This is a genomic window from Bacillus sp. JST-5 (assembly GCF_057747715.1).
Genome location: NZ_JBYLHW010000017.1, coordinates 1 through 14,393 on the forward strand (window position 1 = coordinate 1; position 14,393 = coordinate 14,393).

At 34.6% G+C, this 14,393-nt stretch carries 12 protein-coding genes; all 12 read left to right on the top strand.

The genetic code is table 11. The features are described 5' to 3' along the window. The first annotated feature begins 667 nt into the window (after positions 1–667). The 12 genes from AC3ASS_RS05525 (at position 668) to recA (ending at position 14,044) form a co-directional block, all read left to right on the top strand. A complete protein-coding gene (locus AC3ASS_RS05525; protein WP_488282549.1) occupies positions 668–1,393 on the top strand; it encodes a ClpP family protease in 726 nt (241 codons plus the stop codon). Continuing rightward, the gene (locus AC3ASS_RS05530; protein ID WP_488282519.1) at positions 1,390–1,593 is read left to right on the top strand and encodes a YlzJ-like family protein; all 204 of its coding nucleotides are present in this window, start codon (positions 1,390–1,392) and stop codon (positions 1,591–1,593) included. Before AC3ASS_RS05525 ends, AC3ASS_RS05530 begins: the two co-directional genes overlap by 4 nt. A gap of 128 nt (positions 1,594–1,721) precedes the next feature. Further along, positions 1,722–4,007, top strand: coding sequence for a DNA translocase FtsK (locus AC3ASS_RS05535; RefSeq protein WP_488282520.1), 2,286 nt, complete (start codon positions 1,722–1,724; stop codon positions 4,005–4,007). 201 nt (positions 4,008–4,208) lie between these two features. Then, entirely contained in the window at positions 4,209–5,483 is a 1,275-nt protein-coding gene (yfmF, locus tag AC3ASS_RS05540) for an EF-P 5-aminopentanol modification-associated protein YfmF (RefSeq protein WP_488282521.1), read from the top strand. Beyond that, the gene (yfmH, locus tag AC3ASS_RS05545) at positions 5,483–6,772 is read left to right on the top strand and encodes an EF-P 5-aminopentanol modification-associated protein YfmH (RefSeq protein WP_488282522.1); all 1,290 of its coding nucleotides are present in this window, start codon (positions 5,483–5,485) and stop codon (positions 6,770–6,772) included. The genes yfmF and yfmH overlap by 1 nt, the downstream gene beginning before the upstream one ends. Before the next feature lie 469 nt (positions 6,773–7,241). Beyond that, positions 7,242–7,967 carry an elongation factor P 5-aminopentanone reductase gene (gene ymfI / locus AC3ASS_RS05550; RefSeq protein WP_488282523.1) on the top strand — a complete coding sequence of 242 codons (726 nt, stop codon included), beginning with the start codon at positions 7,242–7,244 and terminating at the stop codon, positions 7,965–7,967. Positions 7,968–8,063: 96 nt separating this feature from the next. Further along, entirely contained in the window at positions 8,064–8,321 is a 258-nt protein-coding gene (locus AC3ASS_RS05555; RefSeq protein WP_488282524.1) for a DUF3243 family protein, read from the top strand. 800 nt (positions 8,322–9,121) lie between these two features. Beyond that, positions 9,122–9,913: a DUF3388 domain-containing protein gene (locus AC3ASS_RS05560; protein WP_488282525.1), complete on the top strand. Its 792-nt coding sequence runs from the start codon at positions 9,122–9,124 to the stop codon at positions 9,911–9,913. Positions 9,914–9,933: 20 nt separating this feature from the next. Then, positions 9,934–10,857, top strand: coding sequence for a helix-turn-helix domain-containing protein (locus AC3ASS_RS05565; RefSeq protein ID WP_488282526.1), 924 nt, complete (start codon positions 9,934–9,936; stop codon positions 10,855–10,857). Positions 10,858–10,912: 55 nt separating this feature from the next. Continuing rightward, positions 10,913–11,491 carry a CDP-diacylglycerol--glycerol-3-phosphate 3-phosphatidyltransferase gene (gene pgsA, locus AC3ASS_RS05570; protein WP_488282527.1) on the top strand — a complete coding sequence of 193 codons (579 nt, stop codon included), beginning with the start codon at positions 10,913–10,915 and terminating at the stop codon, positions 11,489–11,491. A 17-nt stretch (positions 11,492–11,508) separates the two neighbouring features. Beyond that, the gene (locus tag AC3ASS_RS05575; protein ID WP_488282528.1) at positions 11,509–12,747 is read left to right on the top strand and encodes a competence/damage-inducible protein A; all 1,239 of its coding nucleotides are present in this window, start codon (positions 11,509–11,511) and stop codon (positions 12,745–12,747) included. A 256-nt stretch (positions 12,748–13,003) separates the two neighbouring features. Continuing rightward, entirely contained in the window at positions 13,004–14,044 is a 1,041-nt protein-coding gene (gene recA, locus AC3ASS_RS05580; protein ID WP_488282529.1) for a recombinase RecA, read from the top strand. Positions 14,045–14,393 lie beyond the last annotated feature (349 nt).

Sequence of the window (14,393 nt, forward strand, 5' to 3'; positions counted from 1 at the left end):
AAATACAAAAGCAAGTGGAGAAAAACGAGTCGTTTTTCTCCACTTGCTTCATTATTAGGGACTTATCGGACAGCCCCTTTTATTTTTATATTGAGTTCTAATATGAATTTGCAAGTTATCATAGTATTTTGCAACTTGAACTTGGTTGATTATCATTGAAAGTTGATGGTTCAAGGATAAAAAAAAAGTAGAAGTGAACGAAAAATCTTGCAACTCATATGGATATACTTGCAACCTAATCGTTCGAGGTGAAATTTTTCTAAAAGGGAAGGATTGGAGAACGCCAATCCTGACCGATTGAATGAATATTTGCAACTCTGACGGACAAATTTGTAAGTTTATGAAGCGAATTTGTAACTATTGAATAATTATTTGCAACTAGAAAACAACGTATTTGCAAGTGAGAGAAATAAATTTGTAACTTTCCAAAAATTTTTTGTAACTCGAGAGTTTGAATTTGCAAGTCAATATAAAATCTTGCAACTTGATTAATATTATTTGCAAGTGGAATACAGAGTAAGTGAAAATTATGCAAATCTCCTTAGCACTCACCTTACTTTTTATAAAGAAAAATGTTTTTGAACAATGAAACGTTTTAATTTGGACATAATAAAAAGGAACGAACATTTACATACGTGCGGAAGGAGAATTTTTAATGAATTTTGGGATGAATCAAAATCAGGAGGAGCAAAACCCACAAAAAGAAGAACAAAAACCTTCAGGATTAATAGAGAAAATTAAACAATTAGGACAAACGAATGTACCACAATTATCTCAAGATACAAATATTCATTGTTTAACCATTGTTGGCCAAATTGAAGGACATATACAACTTCCACCACAAAATAAAACTACGAAATATGAACATGTGATTCCCCAAATTGTTGCGATTGAACAAAATCCGAAAATAGAAGGATTACTAGTTGTACTAAATACAGTTGGAGGGGATGTCGAAGCAGGGTTGGCAATAGCCGAAATGCTTGCCTCATTATCGAAGCCGACAGTATCCATCGTTTTAGGAGGAGGTCACTCCATTGGTGTCCCAATAGCTGTTTCTTGTGACTACTCATTTATTGCTGAAACGGCAACTATGACCATTCATCCAATTCGTTTAACAGGCTTAGTCATTGGTGTTCCTCAAACATTTGAATATTTAGACAAAATGCAAGAACGAGTAATTAATTTTGTTACAAGGCATTCTAATATTAAAGAAGAGACATTTAAAGATTTAATGTTTGCTAAAGGAAATCTCACAAGAGACATTGGAACAAATGTGATTGGACCAGATGCTGTGAAATACGGACTTATTCATGAAGTAGGAGGAATCGGCCAGGCAATGAAGAAATTAAATGAACTTATAGAAATATCGAAAGAAAAAGGGATGGTCCAATGATTTTATATACGACCATGCCAAAAGAGTTTATATTTGAACAAGATTATCAACAAAATAATTTAGATGAAACAATTCTTTATAATGGGATTCCTCTATTAGTACAGAAAACGAATCTTCATGAATATGAAATTAAACGAGTATTAAGTACAAATCCTCAGCATTATTTATATTGTATACCAGGTCAAAAGATCACCTTTTAACTTTCCAATCAAATGTTCGGTTTTCCTTGAACATAAATAAAAATGATATGATATAATAAGGTTAACAGATAAGCAGCCGGACGAAAGGCTGCTTTCTTCATTCCAAGTTTGTTTAATAAGGTGATCAAATGCCAAAAAGAAAACGTAGAAAGTCTAAAACAAAAACGAGATTAAAACAAACAATTCAATTTGAAATTGGGGCACTACTGTTGTTAGCTTCTTCCATCATTGCTATTGCCCAATTAGGTGCCATTGGGAAAGGAATTATGTTGCTAACAAAGTTTTTTGCTGGTGAATGGTACATTTTATTACTTATAGGTGCAATGCTGTTAAGTTTTTATCTCATGTGGAAGAGAGAATGGCCGCAATTTTTTACAAGAAGATTATCCGGCTTTTACATAATGACAGGTTCTATCTTACTGTTAAGTCATTTGAAATTGTTTGAATTATTATCTAACCAAGGTCAGCTCAAAACAAGTGTCATTATGAATACGTGGGAACTATTCATGATGGAAGCAAAAGGAACTTCAACGACCCATGATTTAGGAGGCGGGATGATAGGAGCATCTTTATTTGCTGTTTTTTACGTATTATTTGATGCTTCAGGTACAAAAATATTCTCGTTTGTCTTTTTACTAATCGGATTTATGTTATTAACTGGAAAAACGTTTGGAGATACATTAGGAAAACTATGGATGAACTCCAAAAGATTTTTGGTTGGACAATGGAATTCGATTAAGAACCAATCAAAAATGAAAAAAAATAAAAAGAAAGAAACTGCTCAAAAAGTCGATGAAAATCAAGTAACTCAAGAGGAAGAAAGCCACCCTGTCATTGCTATACCTAATCAGCAGAATGAACCGATTATTTCTAGTTTTGCTGAGCGTGCTTATAAAGACGAAGAAGAAACGAATGATACTCACCATGAGGTAGAGGAAGAAACGGTAGATGAATCCGTACCACCGATGATGTTTTCGGAAGTGGAAAATGTTGATTATGAATTACCACCAATTTCTCTATTAAAAATGCCGCGACCATCCGATCAGGCAAGTGAATATGAAAAAATTCATGCGAATGCAGCTAAACTTGAGAGAACGTTTCAAAGTTTTGGAGTAAAAGCAAGAGTCACACAAGTACATATTGGACCAGCAGTTACAAAATATGAGGTACATCCAGATGTAGGTGTGAAAGTAAGTAAAATTGTTAATTTAGCTGACGATTTGGCATTAGCCCTAGCTGCAAAAGATATACGAATTGAAGCGCCTATTCCAGGGAAATCGGCCATTGGAATTGAAGTTCCAAATACGGAAGTGGCAATGGTTTCATTGAGGGAAGTAATAGAATCTAGCATGGACAAGCTCGATTCGAAACTATTAATTGGGCTAGGTCGTGATATTACAGGAGATGCTGTTGTAGCTGAACTGAATAAAATGCCACATTTATTAGTGGCAGGTGCGACAGGCTCGGGGAAAAGTGTATGTATAAACGGAATTATTACAAGTATTTTAATGAGAGCCAAACCACATGAAGTCAAACTTATGATGATTGACCCGAAAATGGTTGAGTTAAATGTTTACAATGGAGTCCCTCATCTATTAGCTCCCGTTGTTACTGATGCAAAAAAAGCTTCTCAAGCATTGAAGAAAGTAGTCAATGAAATGGAGCGACGGTACGAATTATTCTCACATACTGGAACGAGAAATATCGAAGGTTATAATGAATATGTCAAAAAACACAATTTAGAAACTGGGGAAAAACAACCACTATTACCATTTATCGTCGTAATTGTCGATGAGTTAGCAGATTTAATGATGGTCGCATCTTCTGATGTTGAGGATTCCATTACTCGACTTGCTCAAATGGCAAGGGCAGCAGGAATCCACTTAATTATTGCTACTCAGCGGCCGTCCGTTGATGTTATCACAGGTGTAATAAAAGCAAATATTCCTTCTCGTATTGCTTTCGCGGTTTCTTCACAAACCGATTCAAGAACGATTCTTGATATGGGAGGAGCAGAAAAATTATTAGGACGAGGAGATATGCTCTTTTTACCGGTAGGTTCATCGAAACCGATACGTGTTCAAGGTGCGTTTTTATCGGATGAAGAAGTAGAAAGCGTCGTTAATTTTGTCATTAGTCAGCAAAAAGCACAATATCAAGAAGAAATGATTCCAGATGATAATGAAGAGATCAATGATGATGTGGAAGATGAATTATATGATGAAGCGGTAGAACTTGTTGCTGAAATGCAGACAGCTTCCGTATCTATGTTACAAAGAAGATTTAGAATTGGTTATACGAGAGCGGCAAGGTTAATTGATGAAATGGAACGACGGGGGGTAGTCGGCCCTTACGAAGGTAGTAAACCAAGAGTGGTTTTAGTTCCAAAACCTTCTGAAAAAGAAGTGAATTAACAAAAAAACTGACGAACGATATTTTGTTCGTCAGTTTTTTTGTACAACATTTAAAAACAAGTAAGCCATACATATAATCATAATATTTAATGAGAAAATACAGATTCCAAAAACTTGAAATATGAAAATTTTTAAGTGTATAGTAAATCTAACCGTTATAAAAACTATAAGGAGAATTTTTATGTTTGAGGAGGTCAACGGATGTCAAAAGATGAACAAATAATCAAAAAGAACGGATATACTCTTCATGTTGTACCAACAACCAAGTATAAAACGAATACTTTCGTATGGAAAATGAAAGCACCGTTAAAGGAAAACGAAGCAACGATGAGGGCTCTTCTTCCGCACGTATTACAAAGTAGTACAAAAAATTTCAGTTCATCAACGAAATTACGTGCCTATTTAGATGACTTATATGGGGGAATTCTTTACGTTGATTTAAGTAAAAAAGGGGATTATCATATTATTTCTATTATTATGGAAATAGCTAATGAGAAGTTTTTATCGGACCAAGAGCCTTTATTAAAAAAATCTTTATCTTTATTATCTGAAATCATATTTCAACCGAATGCAGAAAATAACGCTTTTGATAAAGAAACGGTCGAAAAAGAGAAACGAACATTACGGCAGAGAATCCAGTCTGTTTATGACGATAAAATGAGATATGCGAGCAATCGATTAGTAGAGGAAATGTGTAAAGGAGAACCATACGCTATTCATGTAAATGGAAAAATTGAAGATATTGATGCGATTACTCCTGAAAGTTTATATACCTATTATGAGAAATGTTTAAATGAAGATGAAATTGATTTATACATTGTCGGTGATGTCAAAGTAGAAGAAGTAGAAAAAATTGCAGATGAATTATTCCATTTAAAAGATAGGGTAGTACAAAAAGCAAAAAGTCTGCAACCTGTTGAAAAAAGGGATGTAAATGAAGTTATTGAGCGACAAGACATTAAACAAGGAAAACTAAATATTGGTTATCGAACAAATGTAAAATATGGAGATCATGATTATTTCGCTTTACAAGTTTTCAACGGATTATTTGGAGGGTTTGCCCATTCGAAATTATTTATGAATGTCAGAGAAAAGGCAAGTCTAGCCTATTATGCTGCAAGTCGTTTAGAAAGTCATAAAGGATTGTTATTAGTCATGAGTGGAATCGAACATAAAAATTTTGATAAAACGGTTGACATCATTCATAAGCAAATGGAAGCAATGAAAAATGGAGTTTTTTCAGAAAATGAAATTTTACAAACAAAGGCGGTTATTAAAAATCAATTGTTAGAAACGATGGATACATCTCGTGGACTTGTCGAGGTATTGTATCATAATGTAATCTCTCAACAAAATGTTAATTTAAGCGATTGGATTGAACGAATTGAACAAGTTACAAAGGAAGAAATCATATCAGTAGCTAATAAAATTCAATTAGATACGATTTATTTCCTAACGGGGAATGAGGTGGCGTAATGGAGAAAATTGTATTTGATCAATTAAAAGAAGAATTGTATTACGAAAAATTAGCAAACGGTTTAGATGTTTATATATTGCCTAAGCAAGGATTTAATAAGACATATGCTACTTTTACCACAAAGTACGGCTCGATTGATAACCATTTTCAGCCGATTAATGGAACCGAATTTATAAAAGTTCCAGATGGAATTGCTCATTTCCTCGAACATAAATTATTTGAAAAAGAGGATGGAGATGTATTTCAACAATTTAGTAAACAAGGTGCATCTGCTAACGCATTTACGTCGTTTACACGTACAGCCTACTTGTTTAGCGCAACTTCAAATGTTGAAGAAAATTTAACAACATTAATTGATTTTGTTCAAGCACCTTACTTCACGGAACAAACAGTAGAAAAAGAAAAAGGGATTATTGGACAAGAAATTAATATGTATGATGACAATGCCGATTGGAGATTATATTTCGGTGTAATTGAAAATATGTATCACCAACATCCTGTAAAAATTGATATTGCAGGTACCATTGAATCCATTTCAAAAATTACAAAAGACATGCTTTATCAATGTTATGAAACGTTTTACCATCCTAGCAATATGTTGCTTTTCATTGTTGGTCCCGTTGATCCGAATAAAATTTTAACTTTAGTTAAGGAAAACCAAGAGAAAAAACCATTTAAAGATCAACCTCCGATTCAACGTATTTTTGAAGAAGAGCCAATTGAAGTTCGTGAAAAGATAAAAAAGATTCCAATGCATGTCCAATCATCCAAATGTATGGTCGGTATTAAAGCCATTGACGTTCAACAAAAAGGAAAAGAAATGTTGAAAAATGAACTTACGATTAATGTTTTATTAGATATGTTATTTGGACAAAGCTCAGATCATTATCAAGCATTATATGATGACGGTTTGATTGACGATACATTTTCTTATGACTATACACAAGAAAGCGGTTTCGGTTTTGCAATGGTTGGTGGGGATACACAAAATCCAGAAGAACTAGCCCGAAGAATTAAGGAGATATTTATAAGTGCCAAAAATGGTGATTCATTAACAGAAGAAGGATTAGAACGAGTGAAAAAGAAAAAAATTGGTACCTTTCTAAGAGCCATCAATTCTCCAGAGTATATTGCCAATCAATTCACAAGGTATGCATTTAATGAAATGGATTTATTTGACGTTGTCCCTACGTTAGAAGAGATAACGTATACTGATTTAATACAAGTAGCCCAACGATTTATTGATGAAAAACGAATGACCGTATGTCAAGTCGTTCCAAAATCGTAGAGAAATTGATAGAAATAACAAATTTCTTAAGCACATTGGGATTCACTGTTGAATTCTAATGTGTTTCTTTGTGAGGACTTTTCCAAATATTTATTTTTTGCTATGTGGTATAAGTTTAAAAAAGATTAGGCGTGGATATGTGTTGAAATATTTCCGTGATCCAAGATATTTTGCTTACTTTGAAAGTTTATAATTGCAAAGTGGAATTAAAGGTTGTACTATCACTGGTGATAATGATTTTGAATAGGTCAATCTTTGAATAAAGGATAATGAAATTCCATGCAACTTGATGGTCGGAGAGGGATTAGAGCACTATTCCCTAAAAATATTACTAGAAGCAATTGTATCTTTTATCAATGCATTTTTTTTATTATAAAAACCTATTAATGTTATCCTACTAGATGGACTTCTTTTTATCCTTTTCGTATAGTTAAGAATGAAAATCTATTTATAAATGAGTGAGTGAAGAATGCAGAAACAATTCGTATTGATTACAGGGGCTAGTGGTGGAATTGGAGAAGCAATTACCTATCGGCTAGCGAAAGAAGGTTATTCTCTTTATCTACACTATCATCAAAATGAACAAGCCATCCTATCGTTAGTTCGTTCATTACAAAAATATGGTGGTGAGTATATACCGATAAAAGCTGATTTATCACATAAAAACGGATGTTATCAATTAGTAGAATCTATTTTCGAATTGCACGGCATTGTCCATAATTGTGGAACGAGTCATTATAATTTACTTCAGGATTTTTCTGATCAAGATATTGAAAAAATCATTACACTAAATTTGACTTCTCCTATTTTGATTACGAAATTATTGTTAAATAAATTATTGAAACAGAAAGATGCATCAATCGTGTTTATTTCTTCCATATGGGGATTAACTGGAGCAGCATGTGAAACGATTTATTCTGCCGTGAAAGGTGGGCAAATTGCGTTCGCCAAAGCATTAAGCAAAGAAACTGGTAGAAGTCATTTGCGTGTAAACGTTGTTGCCCCTGGAGCGATCGACACGAAAATGATGAATATTTTTTCAGAGGATGAAATTGAAGAAATCGAAAATGAAATCTCTTTAGGACGTCTTGGAAAGCCACAAGAAGTTGCGAACGCTGTACATTTTTTATTATCAAAAGAATCATCGTATATTACTGGACAAGTAATTTCTGTCAACGGGGGATGGTATACATAAACCGTCCCTTTTCTTATTGTTAAAAATTTCGGACATGTATATTTTTTGTTTCCTTATGCAAAATAAGGATGAACATTTCTAAAGGAGGTTCATATCATGTCCGTTTTAGATAACTGGGAACAATGGAAAAACTTTTTAGGGGAACGCTTAAACCAAGCTCAAGAGCATGGAATGGATAAAAAAGTAATTAACGAGCTTGCTTACCAAATTGGCGATTATTTAGCTAATCAAGTTGATCCAAAAAACGAGCAAGAACGAGTATTAGCGGACTTATGGTCAGTAGCTACGGAAGAGGAACAACATGCCATTGCAAATATGATGGTTAAACTTGTTCAAAATAACGGGAACCATTAATGAAAAACAATCCCCTCAAAATCGAGGGGCTTTATTTTTTTAAACATTTAAAACAGGAGGATATCTGGAGGAGTCAACATCGGTTTAAATACTTGTTCACTTTGTTTCCTTTATCTCAGTGCAGGAGTGTCTCCCGTTCGTACGCCACTAGGCGCTCGCCTTCGCTTTTCTATGTCCAGCTCCGGCACGAACGCCTAGTGAACGATGACCTTTCTCCCCTACGATAAGTCAACAACCGCTCGTCCCTCGCCGTGTTTCCTTTATCTCAGTGCGAAAGGCCCTCCCGTTCGTACGGCGTTCCTTTGTGCCTTCGCTTTTCGAATTGTCTAGCTCGGCTCGCAGTGTCTAGCGAACGACCCACTCCTTCCCCTACGATAAGTCAACAATGGCTCGTGCCTCGCCATGTTTCCTTTATCTCAGTGCAGGAGTGTCTCCCGTTCGTACGCCACTAAACGCTCGCCTTCGCTTTTCGAATTGTCTAGCTTCGGCTCGCAGTGGCTAGCGAACGACCCACTCCTTCCCCTACGATAAGTCAACAATGGCTCGTGCCTCGCCATGTTTCCTTTATCTCAGTGCAGGAGTGTCTCCCGTTCGTACGCCACTAAACGCTCGCCTTCGCTTTTCGAATTGACTTTTGTCAGAAAATTCAATAATATTATTAATAGGTTTTTTTTATCATTTTTTATGATAAGCCTTTTATATAGTATAATAATCATATATTATAGAAATAGATTTGATATTGAATTGGTATTATTTTCTCATATAATTATTTATTGTGGGAAAAATAAGGAGGAGTAGGAATGGATGACAGGAAGGAATGGTATTTGGAATATGAAATAAAAATCAACCGTCCTGGCTTACTTGGTGATATTGCCTCCTTACTTGGTATGTTATCCATAAATATAGTAACGATAAATGGGGTCGATGAAGGTCGTAGGGGCCTTTTATTATTAGCGAAAAATAATGAGCAAATCAAAAGATTAGAATCTATTTTACATACGATGGACACGATTCAGTTGACAAAACTTCGTGAACCTAAACTACGAGATAAATTGGCGGTCAGACACGGTAGATATATTCAACGTGATGCAGATGATAAAAAAACGTTTCAATTTATTCGTGAGGAAATCGGTTTACTTGTTGATTTTATGACGGAATTATTTAAACAAGATGGTCATAAATTAATTGGTGTCAGAGGAATGCCACGAGTTGGAAAGACAGAATCGGTGGTTGCTGCTAGTGTTTCGGCAAATAAACGCTGGCTATTTGTTTCCTCAACACTTTTAAAACAAACGGTAAGAAACCAATTAATTGAAGATGAATATAACGATAATTATATTTATATCATTGATGGGGTTGTTTCGACCAAACGTGCCAGTGAACAACATTGGCAACTGATTCGAGAGCTTATGAGGATTCCAACTACAAAAGTAATTGAACATCCGGATATTTTTGTCCAATATTCGGAGTATAGTATGGAAGATTTTGATTATATAATTGAACTGCGCAATGATCCAAATGAAGAAATTACATATGAAATTGTACAATCGAATATGTTTCCTAACTCAGAATTTGATAGTTTTGATTTTTAAAGTATTGGCAGGTGTTATTGTTGACGGAATTAGGTAAACGTTTAAAAGAAGCTAGAGAGGAAAAAGGTATAACATTAGAAGATTTGCAAAATATGACAAAAATCCAAAAGAGATATTTAATAGGGATTGAGCAAGGAAATTATGACATTATCCCAGGAAAATTTTATGTCCGAGCATTTATTAAACAATATGCAGAAGCAGTTGGACTTCAACCCGAAGTAATTTTTGACGAGTATAAAGATGAAATTCCAACCGTGTATGACGAAGAGTTACCGGAAAAACTTTCTCGCGTGCAATCAAGAAAAAATGTATCTCAACATACTTCCAAGTTTTTTGAATTCATTCCTAAAATAATTATTGGAGTTTTTGCAATAGGTGTCGTTGCACTTATTTGGTTTATTTTCCAAAAATACGCTGGGAATGAAGATGCTTCCAAAAAGGTTGTGGATAATGAATCTCAAGTCGATTTTGATCAATCGGAAGATTCATTAACGAAAGGTGATAATGAAGATAAAGAAGACACAAACTCTGGTAATGATGACGAATCTTCTGATGAAGAAAATAATCAAACAGAAACTTCTAAAGAAGAGAATCCTCCTGTTCCTGATACAGAGTTAAAAGTTGTTGACACTCAAGGTACCACAACAACGTATGAACTGTTGAACGCTGATACATTTGAATTGAAAATTTCTGTACCTAAAAATGAAAAAGCATGGTTAGAGGTTAAAAGCGGATCCGGAGAATCGTTATATTACGGAGAACTAGCAGATGGTGCAGAAGAAACATATGATTTGTCTAGTGAGCAATCCGTTACGATTACAACTGGACGTTCGATTTCAACTGAAATTTTTGTAAATGGAAATAAGCTAGAGTATGCTTTAGATCCTGCAAAAAACTTTGTCCAAAACATCGTAATAAAATATAATAAAAGCACGGAACAATAGTCATCTTTATGATGACTTTTTTTCGCTTGATTTAACTTTTTAGGAGGATACTGCAATGAATTTACCAAATAAAATAACGATTTCCCGTATCTTTTTAATTCCTGTTTTTTTAATTTTAATGCTAGTTGATTTTCCGTTCGGGTCTATACATTTCGGTGAAGTTGAAATATCTGTTGCCCACTTAATTGGGACGTTCATCTTTATTTTTGCATCCATTACCGATTGGATTGACGGATATTATGCGAGAAAATATAAACTAGTATCTAATCTTGGAAAATTTTTAGATCCACTAGCAGATAAACTATTAGTATCATCGGCCTTAATCGTTTTAGTGGAATTTGGATTAGCACCGTCTTGGATTGTTATTATTATTATAAGTAGAGAATTTGCTGTTACAGGGTTGCGACTAGTATTAGCAGGTGAAGGTGAAGTTGTTGCCGCGAATATGCTGGGGAAAATCAAAACTTGGACACAAATGGTTGCAATCGTTGCTCTATTGTTAAAAAATATTCCATTTTCATACATACATTTCCCATTTGCTGATATCGCTTTATGGGTAGCTTTAATTTTTACCATTTGGTCTGGAGCCGACTATTTTATAAAAAATAAACATGTTTTTGCAAATTCTAAATAATTGGCGGTGTAAACAAGATGAATGCAGAAATTATTGCTGTCGGTTCAGAGCTTTTATTAGGGCAAATCGTCAATACGAATGCTAAGTATATATCTCAAGAACTTGCACAACTTGGAATCAATGTCTATTATCATACGGTTGTTGGTGATAATCCTAATAGACTTGAAAGTGCGGTAAAGATTGCACAAAAACGAGCTGACCTTATTATCTTTACTGGTGGTTTAGGGCCAACAAAAGATGATTTAACAAAAGAAACGATTGCAAAATGTTTAAATACCCATTTAACTTTTAATGAAGATGCTCTCCGTTCCATCAAAAATTATTTTAAAAGTAGAAATTTAGAAATGACGGAGAATAACAAGAAACAAGCATTAGTATTGGACGGATCGCTCGTATTACGAAATGATCACGGGATGGCACCGGGAATGATCAAACAACATAACGGAATTACCTATATGCTTCTACCTGGTCCTCCTGTTGAAATGGAACCAATGTTTACTAATTACGCGATTCCGGCATTAATGAATTTAATGAAAAAAAGAGAAGTCATTCTCTCACGTGTTCTTCATTTTTACAATATTGGAGAGGCAGCATTAGAAACAAAAATTCAAGATTTGATAGATTCGCAGTCTAATCCAACGATTGCCCCATTAGCTTCTGTTGGAGAAGTAAAATTGCGATTGACAGCTAAACACGAATCTAAAGATATGGCTTCCCAATTATTGCAGGAAACAGAAGAAAAGATTGTTGAACGGGTCGGAAAATATATATATGGTTATGATGAAACGACATTATTCCATGAATTAGCGAAAGAATTGCAACAACGCTCTTTAACGATTGCGGCTGCTGAAAGTTTAACTGGTGGTATGTTTCTGAAAGAGCTTACATCCATACCAGGGGCTAGCCAATGGTTGAAAGGCGGGGTTGTATGCTATACAAACGAAATTAAAGAAAATATTTTACATGTATCAAAAGAAACTTTAATTCAACATGGGGCAATAAGTGAGCAATGTGCTAAAGAACTTGCTGAAAATGTTCGTAAACTCTTCAATTCTTCAATTGGAATTAGTTTTACAGGAGTAGCTGGGCCAGGAACATCTGAAGGAAAGCAGCCAGGGACGGTATACATAGGCATTTCAATTGAAAATGAGGAACCGATTGCCTATAAACTTCAATTAAACGGTACAAGGGAGAACATTCGTGTTAGAACAGTAAAATACGGTGCTTGGTATTTATTACAGACATTCAGAGCTTGAGATTAATTCTCAAGCTTTTTTCTTTCATTTTTACAGAAAAATATCGACTTTTTGCTTTTACGTCTGTATTATCATTAAAAAATTTATTTTTGATTTAGAAAATATTAAATTTCAAGTAAATCTTGCAATCGAAAAAAAGCGAATAAATGTTCGTTTTTTTACTTGGCAAACGATAAAAAAAAGTATATCATATAACTATGATAGTTTTGAGATGAGACAAATGACTCATTGTTTGTGAAAAGAAGGAGGAAAACGAGTGAGCGATCGTCAAGCTGCCTTAGATATGGCGTTAAAACAGATTGAGAAACAATTTGGTAAAGGTTCGATTATGAAACTTGGAGAACAAACGGACCGTAAAGTGTCAACAGTTCCAAGCGGATCTTTAGCTCTAGATCTTGCCCTTGGTGTCGGTGGGTATCCACGCGGAAGAATTATCGAAATATATGGTCCGGAAAGTTCTGGTAAAACAACCGTTGCATTACATGCGATTGCGGAAGTTCAAGCTGTTGGTGGACAGGCCGCTTTTATTGATGCTGAACATGCATTAGATCCTGAATATGCACAAAAACTTGGTGTTAATATTGATGAATTATTGCTATCGCAACCAGATACTGGTGAACAAGCATTAGAAATTGCTGAAGCTCTTGTGCGAAGTGGCGCGATTGATATAATTGTCATTGACTCTGTAGCTGCACTTGTACCTAAGGCAGAAATTGAAGGGGAAATGGGAGACTCTCATGTTGGATTGCAAGCACGACTAATGTCGCAAGCATTGCGTAAATTGTCAGGTGCTATTAATAAATCAAAAACCATTGCTATCTTTATTAACCAAATTCGTGAAAAAGTTGGTGTAATGTTCGGAAATCCAGAAACAACTCCTGGAGGACGTGCATTGAAGTTTTATTCAACCATTCGTTTAGAAGTTCGTCGTGCTGAACAATTAAAGCAAGGAAATGATATGGTTGGAAACCGAACAAAAATTAAAGTGGTAAAAAATAAAGTTGCTCCTCCATTCCGTACGGCAGATGTAGATATAATGTATGGTGAAGGAATTTCAAAAGAAGGAGAAATCGTGGATATCGGTGCGGAACTTGACATAATTCAAAAGAGTGGAGCATGGTATTCATATAATGATGAGCGTCTTGGCCAAGGACGGGAAAATGCGAAACTATTCTTAAAAGAAAACCCAGATGTGGCAAATGAAATTTCTAGAAAAATTCGCGAGCATTTCGGTCTTGCTCAACCAGATACTAACGGAGATTCTGGTCAAGAAGAATTTAGTCTATTAGATGAATAATAACTTGAAAAGCTAATTTCAAATCAGGTAGAAGGAGAAATTGAGAGTTTCAAATTCTCCTTCTTTTCATTTTCTACAATAATTTCTAAATTGGATTCTAGATTTAATGATTTAAGTTATGGAAGCAAGAATTTTACTTGTCTATATGAATGATCATAGGGAGAAAACTTGCAACTAGTTTGATTTTATTTGCAAGTCAATAGCTTAAGAGGAAACTGATTTTCTTAGTGATTGAAAAATCTTGCAACTCGTATTGATTTATTTGTAAATTAAGCATTTGAGGTTGAATTTTTCTGAAAAAGGAAGGATTGGAGAAGCCAATCCTGACCGATTGAATGTATATTTGCAA